The following is an 18,196-nucleotide window of genomic DNA, read 5'->3' as shown; positions in this document are numbered from 1 at the left end:
TTGGACTGTCATTTCCAAGGATCACGCGGTGACCGCCTTCGCATCTGGCAAACACGCCCATCAGGGCCGGTTACACCACGCTAATGGACGTAACCGGTTCGAACGCCGATGGTCGCGCGGTGTCGTCACGGACAGATCGCCGCAAAGGGATCCTGCAGCGCTGAGAAGACCGCTCCGACGTCGTGCGGAATGCGCTAGTCGGGTGCGGCGGTGCCAACGACGAGACAGTAAGGCAGATCCGAAACCAGAACGCGTTCCCGCACAAGACCGTTGCGCCTGCGCAAAGAAAACGGCAGACTGGCGAGTGACAGCCTTTAGCTTTAGGGAGAGAACATGCGGGCATTGACAGTTACACCCGGCGAAAAGAACTCACTTTGCCTCCGCGACATTCCAGAGCCGGAGGCGGACGAGGGCAGCGTCCTGGTGGAATCCCTGGCTGTCGGCCTGTGCGGAACCGACAGTGAAATCGTCGCAGCCGAGTACGGGCTGGGCCCGAGCGGGCAGGACTTTCTGGTGCTCGGGCATGAAAATCTGGGCCGGGTGCAGGAAGCCCCCGCAGATTCCGGTCTGGCGGAGGGCGATCTGGTGGTGGGCATGGTACGCCGACCAGACCCGGAGCCGTGCAAGGCTTGCGCCGCCGGCGAATGGGACATGTGCCTGAACGGCGGGTACATCGAGCATGGAATCAAGGGCCTCGACGGATTTGCCCGCGAGCGGTGGCGGGGGCAACCGCAGGCCATGCTGCAACTCGACTCCGGGCTCACGGACGTGGGCGTACTGCTGGAACCAACAACCATCGTTGCCAAGGCCTGGGAACAAATCGGACGAATCGGCCAGCGCGCATTTTTCGACCCCCACGTGGCAGTCGTCACCGGAGCGGGCCCCGTGGGCCTGCTTGCTGCCCTGCTTGGAGTCCAACGAGGGTTGGAAGTGCACGTCTTCGACATCGTCAAGGACGGACCCAAACCAGGACTCGTCAGGGAACTCGGCGCCATCTACCACCATGAGTCCCTCCCCGATTCCGGAATCAACCCTGACGTCCTGGTCGAATGCACGGGAGTCACCCCGGTGATCCTCGACGCGCTCAGTTGCCGGGCGCAGGACGCGATTACCTGCCTGACCGGTGTTTCCAGCACCGGCAAGCAGACTGGCGTAGACATCGGGGCGCTCAACCGCGAAGCAGTCCTCAGCAACGGCGTGGTGTTCGGCAGCGTCAACGCCAACCGCCGCCACTATGATGCCGCAGCTCAAGCCCTGGCCGATGCCGACGGGGACTGGCTTCGCCGCCTCATCACCCGTCGCGTTCCCCTCGCATCCTTCGCTGAAGCCTTTGAGCGGCAGCCCGAAGACGTTAAGGTCGTCTTGGACATGAAGGCCGATGCAGACCGGAAACAAAAGTCATGACCAAAACCGACGCAGGGCCCCGGCCTCCGTCCGGCCGCCAGTACGCAATACGCTCCGGACGGCAAACCGCCGTGCTGACTGAGGTAGGCGCGGCCTTGAGGAACTACCGCATCGACGGACGGCCCTTGCTGGACGGCTACGGTCCGGAGGAAATGTGCACCGGCGCGAGGGGACAATCCCTCATCCCATGGCCCAACCGGATCAGGGCGGGCCACTACGAGTGGGACGGCCACCGGCTGCAGCTCGATCTGAGCGAACCCGACAAATCCGGTGCCATCCATGGGTTGACCCGCTGGCGGAACTGGGAGATCCTGCTCCACTCGGACGACACGGCGTCCTTCGCCTACACCCTGCATGCGTGCCAGGGGTGGCCCTGGGTCTTGGACTGCCGTCTGGACTACCACCTCGGCGAAGACGGGCTAAGCGTACGGACCACCGCCGTCAACCGTAGCCCCACACCCTGCCCCTACGGGACCGGCGCACATCCCTACCTGAGCCTCGGCGACGCGGCCATTGACGCCGGGGTGGTCCAGGTGCCTGGACGGAGCTACCTTCCGGTGGACCAGGCCGGGATCCCGACAGGCCACAAAAGGGTGGATGGCAGTGAGTACGACTTGCGGGAACTTCAACCCCTCGGGGAGCGGCACATCGACGTCGCCTACACCGACCTGGCCCGCGGAGCCGACGGCCGGGCCAGGGTCAAGCTCACCCGGGCGGACCGCTCCGCCGGCGTGGAACTCTGGGTCGATGAAACCTACTCCTACCTCGAGATCTTTACCGGCGACACCCTCCCCCAGCCGGACCGCCGCCGAACCGGGCTCGGCGTCGAGCCCATGACCTGCGCGCCGGATGCCTTCAACTCCGGCGAAGGCCTAATCATCCTCGAACCAGGGCAATCGCATGCCGCGGAATGGGGCATCAGCCCGCATCCCGAGCTGTGACTCTTGTCGCCGGATCCGCAAGCGCAGATTCCTCCGCGATGGTCGTGGCACGATTGAATACCCAGATTCAGCAGCCGCCAAGCGATCCTCTGGAACGCCGTCTCCGACACCGGAGCTTATTGCCACAGCGGCAAACAAGTTCCTCATCGTGGCCGCCGGGTCCCTGGCGGAAGAAGCATCCACGCAATCCTCCGGAGAGCGGCAGGCGAAGAGGGGCCGTAGACCCACAGCGATGGGGCGAGCCGGGCTTCTCGCCGGTGCCGGGCCAGCGCGTGCGACTGGCGCCCCGGGGTGTCGCGGCAAAAGTGCCGCGCGGAGCTATTTCCCTTGCGCTTGCGCAATGGTAGCGTAAAGGCAAGGAACTGCAGTATGAGCACAGCGCCGAACACGCCTTTTGGAAATAGGAAGATCATGGAACAAGGTTCAACAGGCATCATCCAGTGGCTGTGCTGGATAATTGCCGTCGCTAGCGCGGCCGCCGCGCTTATCCGAACCGGGGTTGCTGCTACGGGAGGCCCCCGGATCGTACGGCAGAACAGCAGCCTCATCGGGGTGCTTTGGATCTTATCCGCCGCCTCTGCCCTTACCGGCTTTATCCTCGCCGCTGCCGCCGTCCGGGCCGGCAGCTGAGCAACTATCACCGTTGACCGGCCCTCCCGAGTCAGGTCTCAGACTGCTCGGCGCCGACCATGATGGTCTTCCCCGCCTGTCCACGAATTTTCCCGACACTGAAAGTTTTCCCGACATTGAAAGTAGGAGGAAGGCGATGGCAACTGTTAGCGATTTTGTGGTCCAGCGCGTCAGGGACTGGGGAGTCAGCCGCGTCTTCGCCTTTCCCGGCGACGGGATAGGCGAGTTCGACGGTGCTTTGGAGAAGGCGCAACGCGATGGTGCAGGCCTGAAGTATGTGCGCCCGACACATGAGGAGATTTGCTCGCTAATGGCGACCGCGCACGCCAAGTTCACCGGTGAAGTCGGCGTATGCGTAGCCACCTCCAGTCCGGGCGCCTTCCACATGCTCAATGGGCTCTATGACGCCCAGATGGACAATCAGCCCGTCGTCGCGATCGTGGGCCAGCAAGGCCTGAACTCGTTGGGCACCTTCACCCAGCAGGAGAACAACCTCGAACGCACGCTAGCGGATGTCGCCGTCTACGTCCAGACAATCGTCTCACCTGAACAGGCCCAGGCCGTCGTCGACACCGCCTTTCGTACCGCCAAGGTCCGGCTCGGACCGGCCGTGATCATCATTCCCCACGACGTGCAGGGAATCGAAATGCCCGAACTCAAACCGCAGAACTGGGTCTCACGCTCCAGCGCCGTCGCCCCGTCCATCTCAATAGTTCCGCCGCAGAGTGAGATCGTGAAGGCGGCCGGCATCATCAACGCGGGGAGCAAAGTCACGTTTATCGTGGGCCATGGCGCGAACGGGGCCACGGATGAGGTCCTCAAGGCTGCCGAACTCTGCGGTGCCGGCCTGATCACGGCGTTACGCGCGAAACAGGTAATCCCCTCCGATGTGCCCCATCACTCGCAGCAGCTCGGTCTCCTCGGTACGCTTCCCAGCGCCCACCAAATGAGCGGGTGCGACACACTGGTACTCCTTGGAACCAACTACCCCTACAGCCAGTTCCTACCGAAAAGCGGACAGGCACGAGCGATCCAGGTCGACCTAAAACCCGAGCAAATGGGATTGCGCTACCCCACCGAACTCAATCTCTGGGGTGACGTGAAGGCGACCCTCACCGCGCTCATCCCGCATTTGGAGGCCAAAACCGAGCTCTCCTGGCAGAACACCGTCGCGGAGGAAATGCTGGAGTGGGAAAACGAGATGGAAGCCCAAGCGATGCTGACTTACAAAGACGGCGTCAACCCCCGACGGGTCTACCACGAACTTAACAAACGACTCCCCCCGCGCGCGATTGTCACCGCCGATGCAGGATCCACCGCAGACTGGTACGGCCACCACATCAGGCTCCACCGCGGCATGCTTGGGGATCTTTCCGGACGGCTTGCCAGCATGCTCGCCGCAATGCCATACGCCACCGCGGCAAAATTCGCTTATCCGGACCGCTCTGTCATCTGCACCATAGGCGACGGCGCGTTCCAGATGCTCGGGATGAACGAACTGATCACAATCAAAAAATACCTGCAGGAATGGGAGAATCCGCAACTGATCATCATGGTCCTGCACAACAACGACCTCACACAGGTGTCCTGGGAGATGCGCACCGAGGATGCTAACCCCGTGTGGTCCACCTCGCAGGACGTCCAATCAGTGGACTACGCCGGCTGGGCGGAATTGCTCGGCTTTACCGGGATCCGGGTCAAAACCGACAGTGAGGGCGCTGGCGCCTGGGACACAGCATTCGCGCACCGAGGTGTCACCGTTATCGACGCGTACACCAGCAAAAACGTCCCGCCCCTTCCCCCGCACATCACCCTCGAGTTCGCTAAGCACACAGCGGAAGCCCTTCTCCAGAAGGACCCCGACGCGGTCGACGTCGTGCGCGACTCCGCCAAGTCCCTCGTCACCGAAGGGCTTGAACGCTTCAAAGGAAAACTTCACATCGGCCAAGACCACGACGGAAAAGAACACTAACCGGCAGAAGAAGAAACCCAAATCGCGCGTTTACACCGGCTCAACTAAAGAGCCGGACCCGGCGGTACCGTCACTCGCGATTTAGGACAAGGGCGCTCCTCCGCGTCGGTACAGGTGCCGCCAGCGGAGCCTGAAGGGCGGCTTCACAGGTGTCGGTAGAGCGCTAACATCGCACCGCAATCAGCGATCTTTGTGATGCCGTGTTGGAGGTTCCGCGCGGCCGCAGGTGATGTAACGGGCCAGCAGTACCAGGCTCAGCGACGCGGGGCGGACGTACTTGGGCTATGTCTTGCCGCCACAAAGGAGGCCGTTCCCACCGAAACGCCCGGCAGGAACCTGAAGCCGATCAGCATGGGCGTGCTTACTGAGAGGGCGCGGCCCGGATTGCTCAGCCGCGGCCGGCCCAGGGGCCTCAGCGTCAATGTCCTAGGCGAAAGCGGCTCGGACGCTACCGGCGCCGGGTGTCCAGAACAACGGCCCGCGAGTCACGGGCGCTCTTCCATTCCGGATATTTCCTTTCGCGGCTGGTTGTGGACGACCGGTCGGCCCAAGGGATTTACTCGCGAAAACAAGCTACCCCTGCGCGGTCAAGCAATGGAAAGGATTTCTCGCGTGGTCGGCGTGAGGTAGCGGGCGGAATAGAGAACGGCCCAGTTTGTGGACGCGACCAGGCCCAGCTCTTCGTCGTCCGCGAGGCCCGGCCCCGGCTTCAGCGCGGGCCTCGCCTCAAATCCTCAGCAGTCTTCGGGAATTTCATTGCGTATGCGCAATGGTTGCACGTATGCTGATTAGTATGCGTAGTAATTCGCCAACTGATTTTCCCCCTCACGTTTTACGCGAGTACGCGATGGTTGCCGATGGTGTCCGCGCTGCGCTGATTGGTCCACGCGGAGACGTGGCGTGGATGTGCGCACCGCAATGGCACGATGACGCGGTGTTCTCCGGGTTGCTGGGCGGTCCCGGCACTTTTGCCGTGACTCCCTCCGATCCGCACACCGTGTGGGGCGGCCGGTATGAGGACGGCACCCTGATTTGGGTGAGTCGGTGGGTAACCGGGACCGGGATCGTTGAGTGCCGGGAAGCTCTAGCTTATCCCGGGGATCCTGCCCGAGCTGTGTTGCTGCGCCGGATCCGTGCTGTCCACGGCCCGGCGTCCGTGCGGGTGACGTTGGACGCCCGGGCGAACTTCGGCAAGCACAAAATGGGCAGGCTGTCCTGTGATGACGGCACCTGGACCGCGAGGTCTGGGGACCTCAGAGTTCGTCTGGAAGGTGCAGCGGAGGCGAAGGCCGGAGAGACCGGACTTGAGATGGTTCTCCGACTAGCGCAAGGCGAACACCACGATCTGGTCCTGGAAATCGCGAACCACGAGCTGCCTGATGAACCGGTCCTCGCGGCGCCGGCATGGAGCGCAACAGAAAATGCGTGGCACTCGGCGGTCCCTCGCTTTGACAATACGATATCTCCCGACGACTGCCGGCAGTCCTACGCTGTCCTTCGTGGTATGACCGGGGTTGGGGGAGCGATGGTCGCCGCGTCGACGATGGGCTTGCCCGAACGGGCAGCGCAGAAAAGGAATTATGACTACCGCTACGCGTGGATCCGGGATCAGTGCTTCGTCGGCCAGTCGGTGGCCGCGTGCAGGATGTTTCCGCTGCTGGACGACGCGGTAGGTTTCGTTGCGGCGAGGCTGCTTTCGGACGGGCCAAAGATGAGGCCTGCCTACACCACTGAAGGTGGCCGGGTCCCGGATGAGTGGGAGGTGGGGTTGCCCGGTTACCCCGGTGGGACGGCCAGAGCCGGGAACTGGGTCAATGACCAGTTCCAGCTCGACGCGTTCGGGGAATCGTTGCTGCTGTTCGCTGCCGCTGCGGAGAATGACCGGCTGAATCTTGAGCAATGGAAGGCCGCGGAGATCTGCGCGGAGGCCATCATGGCGCACTGGCAGGAACCGGACGCGGGCATGTGGGAACTCGAAAACAGGAGGTGGGCACACTCTCGCCTCATCTGCGCCGCCGGTTTGCGGGCGATCGGCCGCAGCGCCCCTCCAGCCCAGGGCGCCATGTGGACCTCGCAGTGCGACGCTCTGATCTCTGACGTGGCCAACGACTGCCTGCACCCCAGCGGGCGCTGGCAACGGGCACCCGACGACGAGCGCGTCGACGCATCCCTGCTGCTCCCGGTAATCCGGGGGCCCTTCCGCCCGACGATCCCCGGTCGGTCGCCACACTCAAGGCGGTCCGCGACGACCTGGCCCGGGACGGGTACCTGTACCGCTTCCGTCAGGACGGACGGCCCTTGGAGAAGTCCGAAGGTGCTTTCCTGCTGTGCGGCTTCGATATGGCCATGGCTCTGCACCAAAGCGGTGAGACCACCGAAGCGGCACGCTGGTTCGAAAGAAACCGCGCGGCCTGCGGCTCCCCGGGACTCTTCACTGAGGAGTACGACATTGAGCAACGCCAGCTTCGGGGAAATTTCCCCCAGGCCTTTGTGCACGCAGCCATGCTGGAGACATCCCGGCGGCTGGCAGAAGATCCTTCTCCGCCATGGCACGGGCTGAATTCCCAGCAGTAAGCAATTTCAGTCATCTCCCGGGCCAACTGTCCGGACCAGGACGAGGCGAACGCATGAAGACCTTCAAAGGCAAAACAATCGTCGTTACGGGAGCCAGCGGCGGTATCGGCCGGGCGACCGCCATTGCCTTCGGCCGGCATGGCGCCGCGGTCGCCCTGCTGGCCCGCGGCGAAGCAGGACTGGCAGGCGCCGCGAAGGAAGTTGAAGCTTCCGGGGGCACGGCACTGACGATCGAGGTGGACACCGCTGACCACGACGCCCTCGCTGCGGCCGCCGCCCGCGTCGAGCAGGAGCTCGGACCCATTGACGTCTGGGTCAACGTCGCCTTCACCTCCGTCTTCGCGCCCTTCACCGAGATTGCACCGGAAGAGTACGAACGCGTCACCGAAGTCAGCTATTTGGGATACGTCTACGGAACGATGATCGCGCTGGAGCGGATGAAGAAACACAACCGTGGCGCCATCGTCCAGGTCGGATCGGCCCTGGCCTATCGGGGCATCCCGCTCCAGTCCGCATATTGCGGTGCCAAGCATGCAATCCAGGGCTTCAATGAATCACTCCGCTGCGAATTGCTGCACGATCGAAGCCCGATCAGAACAACAATGGTGCAAATGCCTGCCGTCAACACACCACAGTTCGACTGGGTGCTGTCGCGTCTGCCGAACAAGGCCCAGCCGGTTCCGCCGATTTACCAGCCAGAGATCGCGGCACGGGGCGTGCTCTTTGCCGCCGCCCATCCGCAGCGCCGGGAGTACTGGGTGGGAGCAAGCACCGCGGCCACCTTGGTGGCCAACGCCGTGGCCCCCGGGTTGCTGGACCGATATCTCGCCCGGACGGGGGTTGCATCCCAGCAAAGACCGCAGCCGCGCGACCCTCGCCAGCCCGTCAACCTCTGGGAACCGGCCGACGAGGACCGGGATTTCGGCACTCACGGAGCATTCGATGCGCGTTCCGCGGGGCGAAGCCCCCAACTCTGGGCGTCCCACCACCATGGCACGGTCTTCGCGGCTGCAGGAGCTGCCGCGATGGGCCTGCTCGCGTTGGGCGTTTCACTGCTGGGAAAGACAAGGCGGCGATGAAAGTGCTCGAAGCCGCGCGCGCATCCTACGGCCTGTGCCAACTGGCCTATCCGACCCTGCTATTCCGTCTGGCGGTCGGACACCAACCGGAACCGCACGTCCGCGTCGTAATCCGCATTCTAGGCGCCAGGCACCTCTTACAGGCGGCGATCATCGGCGCTGCCCCGACCTCACGCGCTCTGCACCTCGGCGGCGGCATGGTGGATTCATTGCACTCGGCCAGCATGGTCGCGTTGGCGGTCGCGGACCGCCGACGCCGCAGGGTGGCAGCCTTGGACGCCATGATTGCCGGACTATTCGCAGGCATGGAATTTGCCCGTGCCCGCCCTAGCAGGCCGCTTCTGCCCGCATGCCTCCGGAAGCGGAGGTGACCGAGGTGACACGGTGCTGAATCAGCGGTGGAGGGTAAGGGCGAAGCGCCCGTCCTCAGTTTCCGTTTCCCCGGAGGCTTGGGCGAAGGCGTCCATCGCGGCGACGAGCGAGGTCCGCATTTCTGCGGTGAGGTGCTCCATCACGGCCGCCACCGCACCCCGGCGGTGGGACATCACTTGTTCCACCAGTTGTCTGCCCTCGGCACTGAGGACGAGCCTTGACAGTCGGCGGTCCTGGCTGTCTTCTCCCCGCTCGATCAACCCGGCGTGGACGAGGCGGTCACAGGTGCGCGTGGCGTTGGAGGGGTGTACGCCCAGTTCAACAGCCACGGCGCCAAGGTTTTGGGGTCCCCGGGTGGCGATCAGCACCAACACCCGCAACTGCGGCGTTGTAACTATGTCTTCCACTTCTGCTACCGATTGGGCCGCCACCCGAAGAAAAATGTTCGCCGCCCGGACGACAGCGTCCACCTGGGCGACGTCCAAGGGTACCGCGGGCGTTCCAGCGGGCTGTTTAGCCAATTCAGAATCTTTCACACCACGAGTATCCATCCTTCCGTTGCGCAACGGCAATCTTTGCGAAATAGAAGAGCCAGTTTGATGAAAGGGAGCGGCATGAAGTCACCACTTGTACCAGAGGCATCCGTCCACGGGATAGACCGGATGATCCGGAACGTAGAGACCGGAAGGTTCGAACGGTCCCTTTCTGGGCTGACGGCAGTCGGTGCTCTGGTCACCGCGGCAGAAATATATTTCGAACACGACAAGGCAAGCTTCGGCAACAAACTGATGTGGATTCCTGTTGCCCTCGGTCCGGTCGGAGCGGCTGCCGGCATCGCCGGAGTCTTCAGTAAGCGGATGGCCAAAACCGCACTTCCACTTGCCTCGGCGGCGATCGTTGCCAACGGTCTGCAGGGTACTTATCTGCACGCCCGGGGCATTGCGCAGAAGCCCGGCGGGTTTTCGAACCTGGTGTACAACATGGAGATGGGGCCGCCGTTACTGGCGCCGCTATTGGTAACACTGGTCGGCGGCATGGGTCTGCTCGCCGCAGCGCTGAGGAGAGAAAAATGACGGCGGCGCCACTTGACCCGTCGGAGGGCGGCGGCCGTTTTCCTGGCTTTGATGTGCAGGGGCAGTCCGCGCACTGGGACCCTATAACTCAAGGGGTCGTGCTGGCCCGTCTCGGGCGGCCGGCAGACCTGCGGTTCTTTACCGTGGCGGAGGAGGCCACGGCGAGGGGGCTGTTCGATCAATTGCTGGACCAGCGTCAGGAGCCACGAATTCCGGTGGTGAATATGGTCGATGCGCGCCTCGCTGAGGATCAAACCGACGGCTGGCATTACGAGGATATGGAACCGGATGCGGAGGCCTGGCGCGGCACACTTGCGGACCTTGACTCCGAGGCCCGGGAACGGCACGGAAGCGGGTTCGCCGGGCTTTCCTGGGAGGAACAAAAGGTACTCCTTACAGACGTCCACAACGCGGACCAGTGGCGGGGCCGGCAGGCGGCGCGGGTCTGGAGCCTGTGGACACGTTACGCGTGCACCGCTTACTACTCGCACCCCTCGGCCTGGAACGAGATAGGTTTCGCCGGGCCGGCCTATCCGCGCGGATATAAGAACCTTGGGCTCGACGCCCGCGAGCCTTTCGAGGTTGCCGACGTTCGCCCGGGACAGGATCCCGCCAATCCCAAGGCCAAGTCCGGGAGAGGCAGGCACTGATGGCGTCAGTAAAAAAGCGGAACGCCTCGGCATGGCTGCTGGCTCCTGTGCCGGGAACCAACCATGCCATGCGCACTGACATGGCGCGGTTCCGGGACGAGGAGGAAGTTGACATAGTGATCGTGGGCTGCGGCGCCGGCGGTTCGACCCTGCTACAGCGCCTCGCCCATGCCGGCTGGAAAGCCGTGGCCTTGGACGCGGGACCGTTTTGGGACCCGGAACGCGACTGGGTCAGTGACGAGGCGGGCTCGCACCACTTGTACTGGACCGAACCCCGCGTGATTTCGGGAGACGACCCCGTGCCGCTGGGCTCGAACAACTCGGGCCGGGGCGTGGGCGGCTCAATGGTGCACTATGCCGGTTACACGCCCAGGTTCCACCCAAGTGACTTCCACACCCACCGCACGGACGGCGTGGGCGCCGACTGGCCCTTCGAATACGAGAACCTCAAGCCTTACTACGAGGACATCGAGGGCGAACTTCCCGTGGCCGGCGAGCACTGGCCGTGGGGTGACCCGCACTCCTATCCGCACAGCCCGCACCCGGTGTCCGGCAACGGTGAGCTCTTTCTGCGCGGTGCGCTGGCCAGCGGAATTACGGCCAAGGTCGGACCGGTCGCGATCTCCAACGGCCGCTTCGGCAACCGGCCGCACTGCATCTACCGCGGTTTCTGCCTGCAGGGATGCAAGGTCAACGCCAAAGCCTCGCCCCTGATCACGCACATTCCGGACGCCCTCCACCACGGCGCAGAAGTAAGGGCCGACTCGATGGTGACCAGGATCGAAATAGACGACAGGACTAGCAAGGCGAGCGGCGTGCACTACGTCCGCCACGGCCGCAGCCGCTTCCAGCGCGCCCGGATTGTCGCGGTCGCCGGGTATTCAATCGAGACTCCGCGGTTGCTGCTTAACTCCACGTCTCAGCGTTTCCCGGAAGGGTTGTGCAATGACTTCGACCAGGTGGGGCGGTACCTGATGGTGCAGGGAGCGCCGCAGACGGCCGGCAGGTTCGACTCCGAAGTGCGCATGTGGAAGGCGCCGCCGCCGGAAGTGAGCTCAGAAGACTTCTACGAAACAGACCCGTCCAAACCGTACAAGCGCGGCTTCTCGATACAGACAGTGTCACCGCTACCTATCACCTGGGCCGAACACGTCGCGGCGCAGGGTCATTGGGGGGCGCAACTGCGCGAGTACATGAGCGATTACGTGCACTGGGCCTGCCTGGGGGCGCTGTGCGAATTCCTGCCGCAGGCGGACAACCGCGTCACCTTGGCGCAGGAAAAGGACCGGAACTCGATGCCGGTCGCGCACTTCCGCTACTCACAGTGCGAAAACGACCGCCAACTCATGGTAGCCGCGCAGAAAGTCATGGAAAAGATCCTGAAAGGCGCAGGCGCCGACGAGGTTATCACCATCAAGCGCTTTGCCCACCTGGTGGGGGGAGCCCGGATGGCCGCCGATGAACAGCACGGCGTCGTCGACGCCGATTGCCGCAGCTTCGCCGTCCCCAACCTCTACATCACTGACGGCAGCGTGCTGCCCACCCAGGGAAGCGCCAACCCGGCCCTGACCATCATGGCCGTCGCGGCGCGCGCGGCAGAACGGCTGATCGCAAGTGGTGCCAACGATGCCGCCTGAACCAAACCCAGCCCGATATCAAGCTTCGCCAGGGGATGCAAGACCAAATAGCAGCAAATCCTCGCGCACAAGAAAGGCTGATCATGCCCGCCACTCGAACCACACCCGATCCGGCCCTCAGCGGCCTGGACGTAAGCAGCTACACGATCCCTACCGACAGCCCTGAAGCAGACGGCACGTTCGCCTGGGACTCCACCACCATGGTGCTGGTCCGGGCCCGCGCTGGCGGCTGCGAAGGGCTCGGCTGGACCTACGCACCGCCCTCCTGCGCACAGCTGATCACAGAACAGCTGACACCAGCCATTTCCGGGCGGTCGGCGTGGGACACCGCAGGCGCGGCGCTTTCGATGCTGCAGGCCGTTCGCAATACCGGCCGGAGCGGGCTGGCGGGCTACGCCATCTCTGCGGTGGACTGTGCCTTGTGGGACCTGAAGGCACGCCTGCTTGACCTACCCCTGTACCGACTCCTCGGCGCAGTGCGCGAGAAGGTAGATATATATGGAAGCGGGGGTTTCACCACCTACTCCCATCGCCAGCTAGAGGACCAGCTCGCCAGCTGGGTCCACGGCCAGCACATCCCACGCGTGAAAATCAAGATCGGGCAAGACGGAGGAGCCAACGTTCCCCGCGATTTGCAGCGCATTCTTGAGGCACGGACCATCATCGGCGACGACGCCGAACTGTTCGTCGACGCTAACGGCGCCTACACGGCAAAACAAGCCGTAAGAGTTTTCAAAGCGGCTCAGGAATCCCGGCTCTCGTGGTTTGAAGAACCTGTTTCCTCCGACCACCTGACCGGACTGCGGACAGTCAAGGAAGCAATCCCCGCCGACGTTGCAGCCGGGGAATACGGCACCGACCTGTTCTACTTCCAACGCCTGTGCCAGGCCGGGGCCGTTGACTGCGTACAGCTCGACGTGTCACGATGCGGCGGCATCACCCAATGGCTGCGGATCGCCGCCCTGGCGGCAGCGTACGGACTTCAGGTGTCCGGACACTGCGCACCGCATTTGAGCGCTCCCGTGGCCGCCGCTACAGAAAATTTCCGACATCTGGAGTGGTTCCACGACCACGTGCGAATTGAACGGACGTTTTTCGACGGGTCTCTGGATCCCACCGGCGGGGCCATCGCACCGGATGCCCGGTCCCCCGGCAACGGACTCGCGTTCCGCCAAACCGCCGTCGAAAAGTACCGGGTGGGTTAGAAAAGCAAGGCCGCTGAACAAACCTGCGACTCTTCTGACCACCGGCGCGATACGCCGTCTCCATCACTTCCGGAACGCGGGAACCACACCATCGCCCACTGCCGGGACGCTCCTCAGGGGCGGACCAAAAAAAAGGATTTTCACCATGAGTAACACCGGACCAGAAGTATTCCGCGAAGTACCAGCGAAGTATCTCCGACTCTACGTGGCGGCCGGAGTGACCGCGGCGGCGCTCACACTGACCGGCTGCACCGGTAACCCCACGGGTAACGCCACAACCGGGACGGGTCCGTCAGCGGCATCGCCAAGTACTTCTTCGCCGACCGATCTGCCCGCCGGGGCCGGCCTGCCCGCTATTCCCGGGGTGGTCAAAGACGTCGAGCCGTCCGTCGTCACGATCCGGACCGCCGTGGGGCTGGGCAGCGGCGTCGTCTATCACAGCGACGGAGCAATCGTCACCGACGCCCACGTCGTCGAAGATCAACAAAAACAGCCCTTCAACAACGTGCAAGTCCAGTTCGCGGACGGCTCCCAGACCCAGGCCACCGTCGTCGGCGTCGACGACGTCACCGACGTCGCCGTCCTGAAAGTTAACCGCACAGGCCTTCCCGCCGCGAAATTCGCCAAATCGACCCCGGAGGTGGGCTCGATGACCGTGGTCATCGGCAGCCCACTTGGACTGGAGGAAACCGTCACCTCCGGAATTGTCTCTGGCCTGCACCGGAACATGCCGCCCTCCAAGGAATCCCCCCATGGCGCGATCGACCTGCTCCAGACCGATGCACCCATCTCCCCCGGAAACTCCGGCGGGGCCGTGGCCGACTCCAGCGGGCAGATCATCGGACTCTCCGAGGCGTACCTGCCACCGAGTTCCGGAGCGGTGGCAATAGGCTTCGTGACGCCATCGACCACCGTCACCGAGGTCGCCGACCAGCTGCTGAAGAGCGGCACCGTCAAGCATGCCGCCCTCGGCGTGGTCCCCACCGACATCACCCCACAACTGGCCCAGCGTTTCTCTGTTCCCACCTCCTCCGGAGCGCTGGTAATCAACGTCTCCCAGGGCAGCCCGGCCGAGCAGGCGGGCATGCAGGCCGGCGACATCATCACCAAGTTCGCCGGGACACCGGTGGCTAACGTGACCGACCTGCTCGCGGCCCTCAGGAAACAAGATCCCGGCCAGCAGGTGGACATCGACGTGCAGCGCGGCAAAACCTCCCAAACCCTGCACGTCACCCTCGGGAATCTAGCTGCCCAACATTAACCCTGACCAACCCGCAACCACAACCGCTCGGTCCGGGAACCGGAGACGAAGGAGCGGACCCGGTGCGGTTCCGGGAGATGCCTTAGTGACCGTCGACGGCAGGCCAACCCCCGGATGTCGTCCATCGCTGTACCTGCAGGGATCACCATCGCTTTTGCAGTCCTCGTCAGCAACAGCCATTCCCTGATGGCCCGTCACGGAAGCCGCCCCGCCGAGCGGACCGGTCCCGTTAGCGCCCGCATGCCAGCGTCATCGAGCCTGGCAGGCATGTCCGCAAGCCGCTGGGCCTCCCCCTTAAGGATCATCATTGCTTCAACCTAGGGCAGTATCGTGGTCAGGGGCGCAGGGTGGAGTGCGGCAGCATCGAGCGGGTGGTCCACATCGAAGCCACGCCCGAGGTGGTCTACGAGGTCAGTTCCACGCCTGAGCACCTGCGCGAGTGGTGGCCGGATGAGGCGGAGTGCGAACCGGTGCCGGGGCGACCGTGGTCATCTCGTTTGGCGATAGGTCTGCGCCGCAGGCAGAGATCGTAACTCTCACGGTGGTGGAAGCCAGCTCTTCTCGCCGGTTCTCCTTCCGGTGGGTGTAGGCCGACGGTGAGACCGCGACGTTTTCCAACTCGCTCCTGGTGACCTTCGACCTGATCCCGTCGGACGGGGCACGCTGCTGCGGTTCACCGAGACGTGTTTCCGGTAGAAGGTGTGGCAGCCGGCCGTACTCGAGGAGCACTACCGCGACTACGCCTGCGGCTGGGACTACTTCCTGCCGAGAGTCAAACTTTTAAGGCAGCCCGCAAACGCCCACTTGCGGGCCCGTTCCCGGCGGAATCCAGAACTATTATTTTACTTGACGGTTAATTAACTAATCAGTAAAATGCAATAGTGAAGAGATTCCGGAGGACCTCATGACTGTGGCGGAAGATCAGCAGCTCGACGGGATGTTCAGGGCGCTCTCCGACCCAACGCGGCGGGCAATCGTGGTCCGGCTCGCCGCCGGTGACGCAACAGTCAATGAACTGGCGGAACCGTTCAAGCTGAGCCTGCCAGGCATATCCAAGCACCTGAAGGTGCTTGAGCGTTCGGGGCTGATCAGCCGGGGCCGGCAAGCGCAGTTCCGCCCCTGTCACTTGGAGTTGCAGGCCCTCGAGGTCGCTGCCGAATGGATCGACGAGAACCGGCGCCTCTGGTCGGAGCGCTTCGACAAGCTCGACCGACACCTCCGCACCCTGCAAGGACCCCTGAATGGAGAGCACCATGAATGAGAACACCCTCTGTTTCACCCGCACCTTCGATGCGCCACGGCAGCTGGTTTTCAACTGCATGATCGACCCCGAGCATCTGACTCACTTCTGGGGTCCGATCGGGGTCACCACACCTTTGGACTCCATCACCGTAGACGCCCGCGTCGGCGGGGTCTTCACGACCGTCATGGTCAACGACGCCGACGGCAGCACCTACCCGACCAGTGCAAAATACCTTGAGGTAAACCCACCAGAGCGGCTGTCATGGATCGAAGACCACTCAGGGATGACCGTGACCATCACCTTCACCGAACTCGGAACCGACCGGACCCAAGTCGAAATAGAACAAACCAACGTCCCGGCACCAATGATGGACCCCGCCGCCCAGGCCGGATTCCTCACCTCCCTGGACCGCTTCGACACCTACCTGGCCCAGCAGACCGGAGTCAACCGATGAGCGCGGGCTACGACCTGATGGCCAGCATAGCCGCCGAACGGAGGGCCTTCACCCACATCCTGGAAGAACTCCCCCACCAGGACTGGAACTCCCCCTCACTATGCACGGGCTGGCGGGTGCGCGAAGTAGTCGCGCACCTGACCATGCCCCTGCGCCTCTCAACCCCACAGTTCATAGCCGAGATGCTCCGCTCCCGCGGCAACTTCGACCACATGGCAGATCGAGTCGCCCGCCACGACGCCCAAGAACCCATCAGCACCCTGCTCTACCGCTGGCGTACGAATGAGGACACCCGGTGGAAACCACCCGGCGGCGGCCTCCAAGGCGCCCTCACCCACGACATCGTCCACGGCCTGGACATCACAATCCCGCTCGACACCAAACACCCGGTCAGCGACGTCAACCTCCTCACGGTCCTCGACCACGCAACCAGCCCCCTCAGCCAGAAACATTTTCGGCTTGACCTGACCGGCATCCGGCTCGAAGCCAACGACCTCGACTGGGCATTCGGAGACGGCGAACCGCTCCGTGGCGCCGCCCACCACCTCCTAATGGTCCTCATGAACCGCAGGCTGCCGACCGGGGTCCTGACAGGCCACGCAACCGCTCGGTTCACGACTGCCTGATCCAGCCCCGGCAAGTCGTTGCCGGACACTCTCGACACACGGACGTTGAGGCGGCAGGAGGAACCGTGTCCTTTGGGACGGCATCCCCCTCGAAGACCATGCCCCGCCACCCGCGCATATTGCCGACCGTTTAGCTCGCCTGCTGAACAGCTTCAGGATTAGGGCATACTCAATTTGACGCCTAAAGGAGCATCATGGGTGAGTCAACCACAGCTGCCCGCTGACCAATCGGATACCGGGCATTTATCCGTAGCTTGCCTACACTCGAACGATGGTCAACGTTGTAAGCGATGCGTATTCGAGCAGGGCGGCGGAATACGTCGAACGCTTCGCTTCAATGGGGGATGTACACCCTTCAGATCGTCAACTGGTGGCGACTTGGGCGGATGGCGTCGAGGGTGCGGTACTCGACGCTGGCTGCGGTCCGGGCCAATGGACGAACTTTCTCAATGAAGCTGGGACTCCTGCACTCGGAGTGGATCTGGTTCCCGAGTTCATCGTGCACGCCCGCGCTGCCTATCCCGGCATTCCGTTCCGGACAGGAAGCCTCAACGCCCTCGATGTCAGCACCGGGACAGTTGGTGGAGTGCTCGCTTGGTACTCACTGATCCACCATGAGCCAGACACGATCCGCACTCCTCTCTTGGAGTTCCATCGAGTCCTCAGCCCTGGCGGCGGCCTGCTGATCGGCTTCTTCGATGGGCATGTCCTCGAAAAGTTCGATCATGTGGTCGTCCCGGCATACCGGTGGCCGGTAAGTGATCTCTGCGACGAGCTGGTAGCCACGGGCTTCGATGTGGTCGAGACGCACGCAAGGACAACCACCGGGCAGCGACCTCACGGGGCAATTCTCGCCCGCCGCGACGGTGCTCGGCGGGGTTCGGCTTGCGGGGACAACGAAAAACGGGACGCGCAACTTACATTGGCGCCCGATGCCCTAGTTGAATCTGCGAATGATAAGGGCCTCCAAGAAAAACACCGCGTCAAAATTTCAGGGCTGGTGACGGGCTCGCCTTAGGATTCCGCCCGGCCACTTCCCTAGGCAGCAAAATGCTGGCGGCATCGTTTGGACTAG

General features: G+C 63.4%; 17 protein-coding genes and 1 pseudogene. 17 read left to right on the top strand and 1 reads right to left on the bottom strand.

Annotation, left to right across the window (positions count from 1 at the left end; genetic code table 11):
- Positions 1 to 333: 333 nt before the first annotated feature.
- The 7 genes and pseudogenes from ABIB14_RS03660 to ABIB14_RS03630 all read left to right on the top strand — a co-directional run bounded on the left by ABIB14_RS03660 (position 334) and on the right by ABIB14_RS03630 (position 8,600).
- Positions 334 to 1,404: a glucose 1-dehydrogenase gene (locus tag ABIB14_RS03660; RefSeq protein WP_354234141.1), complete on the top strand. Its 1,071-nt coding sequence runs from the start codon at positions 334 to 336 to the stop codon at positions 1,402 to 1,404.
- Complete coding sequence (locus ABIB14_RS03655) at positions 1,401 to 2,345, top strand: aldose 1-epimerase family protein (RefSeq protein WP_354234139.1); 945 nt, start codon at positions 1,401 to 1,403, stop codon at positions 2,343 to 2,345. Before ABIB14_RS03660 ends, ABIB14_RS03655 begins: the two co-directional genes overlap by 4 nt.
- Positions 2,346 to 2,714: 369 nt before the next feature.
- A complete protein-coding gene (locus tag ABIB14_RS03650) occupies positions 2,715 to 2,975 on the top strand; it encodes a hypothetical protein (RefSeq protein ID WP_354234138.1) in 261 nt (86 codons plus the stop codon).
- Between the two features lie 136 nt (positions 2,976 to 3,111).
- Positions 3,112 to 4,947: a thiamine pyrophosphate-requiring protein gene (locus tag ABIB14_RS03645; protein ID WP_354234137.1), complete on the top strand. Its 1,836-nt coding sequence runs from the start codon at positions 3,112 to 3,114 to the stop codon at positions 4,945 to 4,947.
- A gap of 769 nt (positions 4,948 to 5,716) precedes the next feature.
- Positions 5,717 to 7,126: pseudogene (locus ABIB14_RS03640) on the top strand (glycoside hydrolase family 15 protein); the annotation flags it as partial.
- Positions 7,057 to 7,521 (top strand): glycoside hydrolase family 15 protein, encoded by a 465-nt coding sequence (locus ABIB14_RS03635; RefSeq protein WP_354234151.1) that lies wholly within the window; start codon positions 7,057 to 7,059, stop codon positions 7,519 to 7,521. The pseudogene ABIB14_RS03640 and the gene ABIB14_RS03635, both read left to right, overlap by 70 nt.
- Before the next feature lie 53 nt (positions 7,522 to 7,574).
- Positions 7,575 to 8,600, top strand: a complete 1,026-nt coding sequence (locus ABIB14_RS03630) for an SDR family oxidoreductase (RefSeq protein WP_354234136.1) — start codon at positions 7,575 to 7,577, stop codon at positions 8,598 to 8,600.
- Positions 8,601 to 8,992: 392 nt separating this feature from the next.
- Here ABIB14_RS03630 and ABIB14_RS03625 read toward each other — a convergent pair whose 3' ends face one another.
- Positions 8,993 to 9,493, bottom strand: a complete 501-nt coding sequence (locus tag ABIB14_RS03625; protein ID WP_354234135.1) for a MarR family winged helix-turn-helix transcriptional regulator — start codon at positions 9,491 to 9,493, stop codon at positions 8,993 to 8,995.
- Positions 9,494 to 9,571: 78 nt separating this feature from the next.
- Between ABIB14_RS03625 and ABIB14_RS03620 the strand changes: the two genes are divergently transcribed.
- From ABIB14_RS03620 to ABIB14_RS03575, 10 genes are all read left to right on the top strand, one after another.
- On the top strand, positions 9,572 to 10,045 hold the full coding sequence (locus ABIB14_RS03620; RefSeq protein ID WP_354234134.1) for a hypothetical protein: 474 nt from the start codon (positions 9,572 to 9,574) through the stop codon (positions 10,043 to 10,045).
- Positions 10,042 to 10,695: a gluconate 2-dehydrogenase subunit 3 family protein gene (locus ABIB14_RS03615; protein ID WP_354234132.1), complete on the top strand. Its 654-nt coding sequence runs from the start codon at positions 10,042 to 10,044 to the stop codon at positions 10,693 to 10,695. The genes ABIB14_RS03620 and ABIB14_RS03615 overlap by 4 nt, the downstream gene beginning before the upstream one ends.
- On the top strand, positions 10,695 to 12,332 hold the full coding sequence (locus ABIB14_RS03610) for a GMC family oxidoreductase (protein ID WP_354234131.1): 1,638 nt from the start codon (positions 10,695 to 10,697) through the stop codon (positions 12,330 to 12,332). Before ABIB14_RS03615 ends, ABIB14_RS03610 begins: the two co-directional genes overlap by 1 nt.
- A gap of 83 nt (positions 12,333 to 12,415) precedes the next feature.
- A complete protein-coding gene (locus ABIB14_RS03605) occupies positions 12,416 to 13,537 on the top strand; it encodes an enolase C-terminal domain-like protein (RefSeq protein WP_354234130.1) in 1,122 nt (373 codons plus the stop codon).
- A 145-nt stretch (positions 13,538 to 13,682) separates the two neighbouring features.
- Complete coding sequence (locus tag ABIB14_RS03600; protein WP_354234129.1) at positions 13,683 to 14,798, top strand: S1C family serine protease; 1,116 nt, start codon at positions 13,683 to 13,685, stop codon at positions 14,796 to 14,798.
- A 347-nt stretch (positions 14,799 to 15,145) separates the two neighbouring features.
- The gene (locus ABIB14_RS03595; RefSeq protein ID WP_354234128.1) at positions 15,146 to 15,331 is read left to right on the top strand and encodes an SRPBCC family protein; all 186 of its coding nucleotides are present in this window, start codon (positions 15,146 to 15,148) and stop codon (positions 15,329 to 15,331) included.
- A gap of 371 nt (positions 15,332 to 15,702) precedes the next feature.
- The gene (locus tag ABIB14_RS03590) at positions 15,703 to 16,059 is read left to right on the top strand and encodes an ArsR/SmtB family transcription factor (protein WP_354234127.1); all 357 of its coding nucleotides are present in this window, start codon (positions 15,703 to 15,705) and stop codon (positions 16,057 to 16,059) included.
- Positions 16,052 to 16,495: an SRPBCC family protein gene (locus tag ABIB14_RS03585; protein ID WP_354234126.1), complete on the top strand. Its 444-nt coding sequence runs from the start codon at positions 16,052 to 16,054 to the stop codon at positions 16,493 to 16,495. The genes ABIB14_RS03590 and ABIB14_RS03585 overlap by 8 nt, the downstream gene beginning before the upstream one ends.
- Positions 16,492 to 17,121, top strand: coding sequence for a maleylpyruvate isomerase family mycothiol-dependent enzyme (locus ABIB14_RS03580; protein ID WP_354234125.1), 630 nt, complete (start codon positions 16,492 to 16,494; stop codon positions 17,119 to 17,121). Before ABIB14_RS03585 ends, ABIB14_RS03580 begins: the two co-directional genes overlap by 4 nt.
- Positions 17,122 to 17,392: 271 nt before the next feature.
- A complete protein-coding gene (locus ABIB14_RS03575; RefSeq protein WP_354234124.1) occupies positions 17,393 to 18,139 on the top strand; it encodes a class I SAM-dependent methyltransferase in 747 nt (248 codons plus the stop codon).
- Positions 18,140 to 18,196: the final 57 nt, after the last annotated feature.

It is taken from the genome of Arthrobacter sp. UYEF3 (assembly GCF_040546245.1).
Classification (GTDB): domain Bacteria; phylum Actinomycetota; class Actinomycetes; order Actinomycetales; family Micrococcaceae; genus Arthrobacter.
The sequence above is the reverse complement of the archived record's forward strand: the minus strand, read 5'-3'. Positions and strand labels throughout refer to the sequence as shown.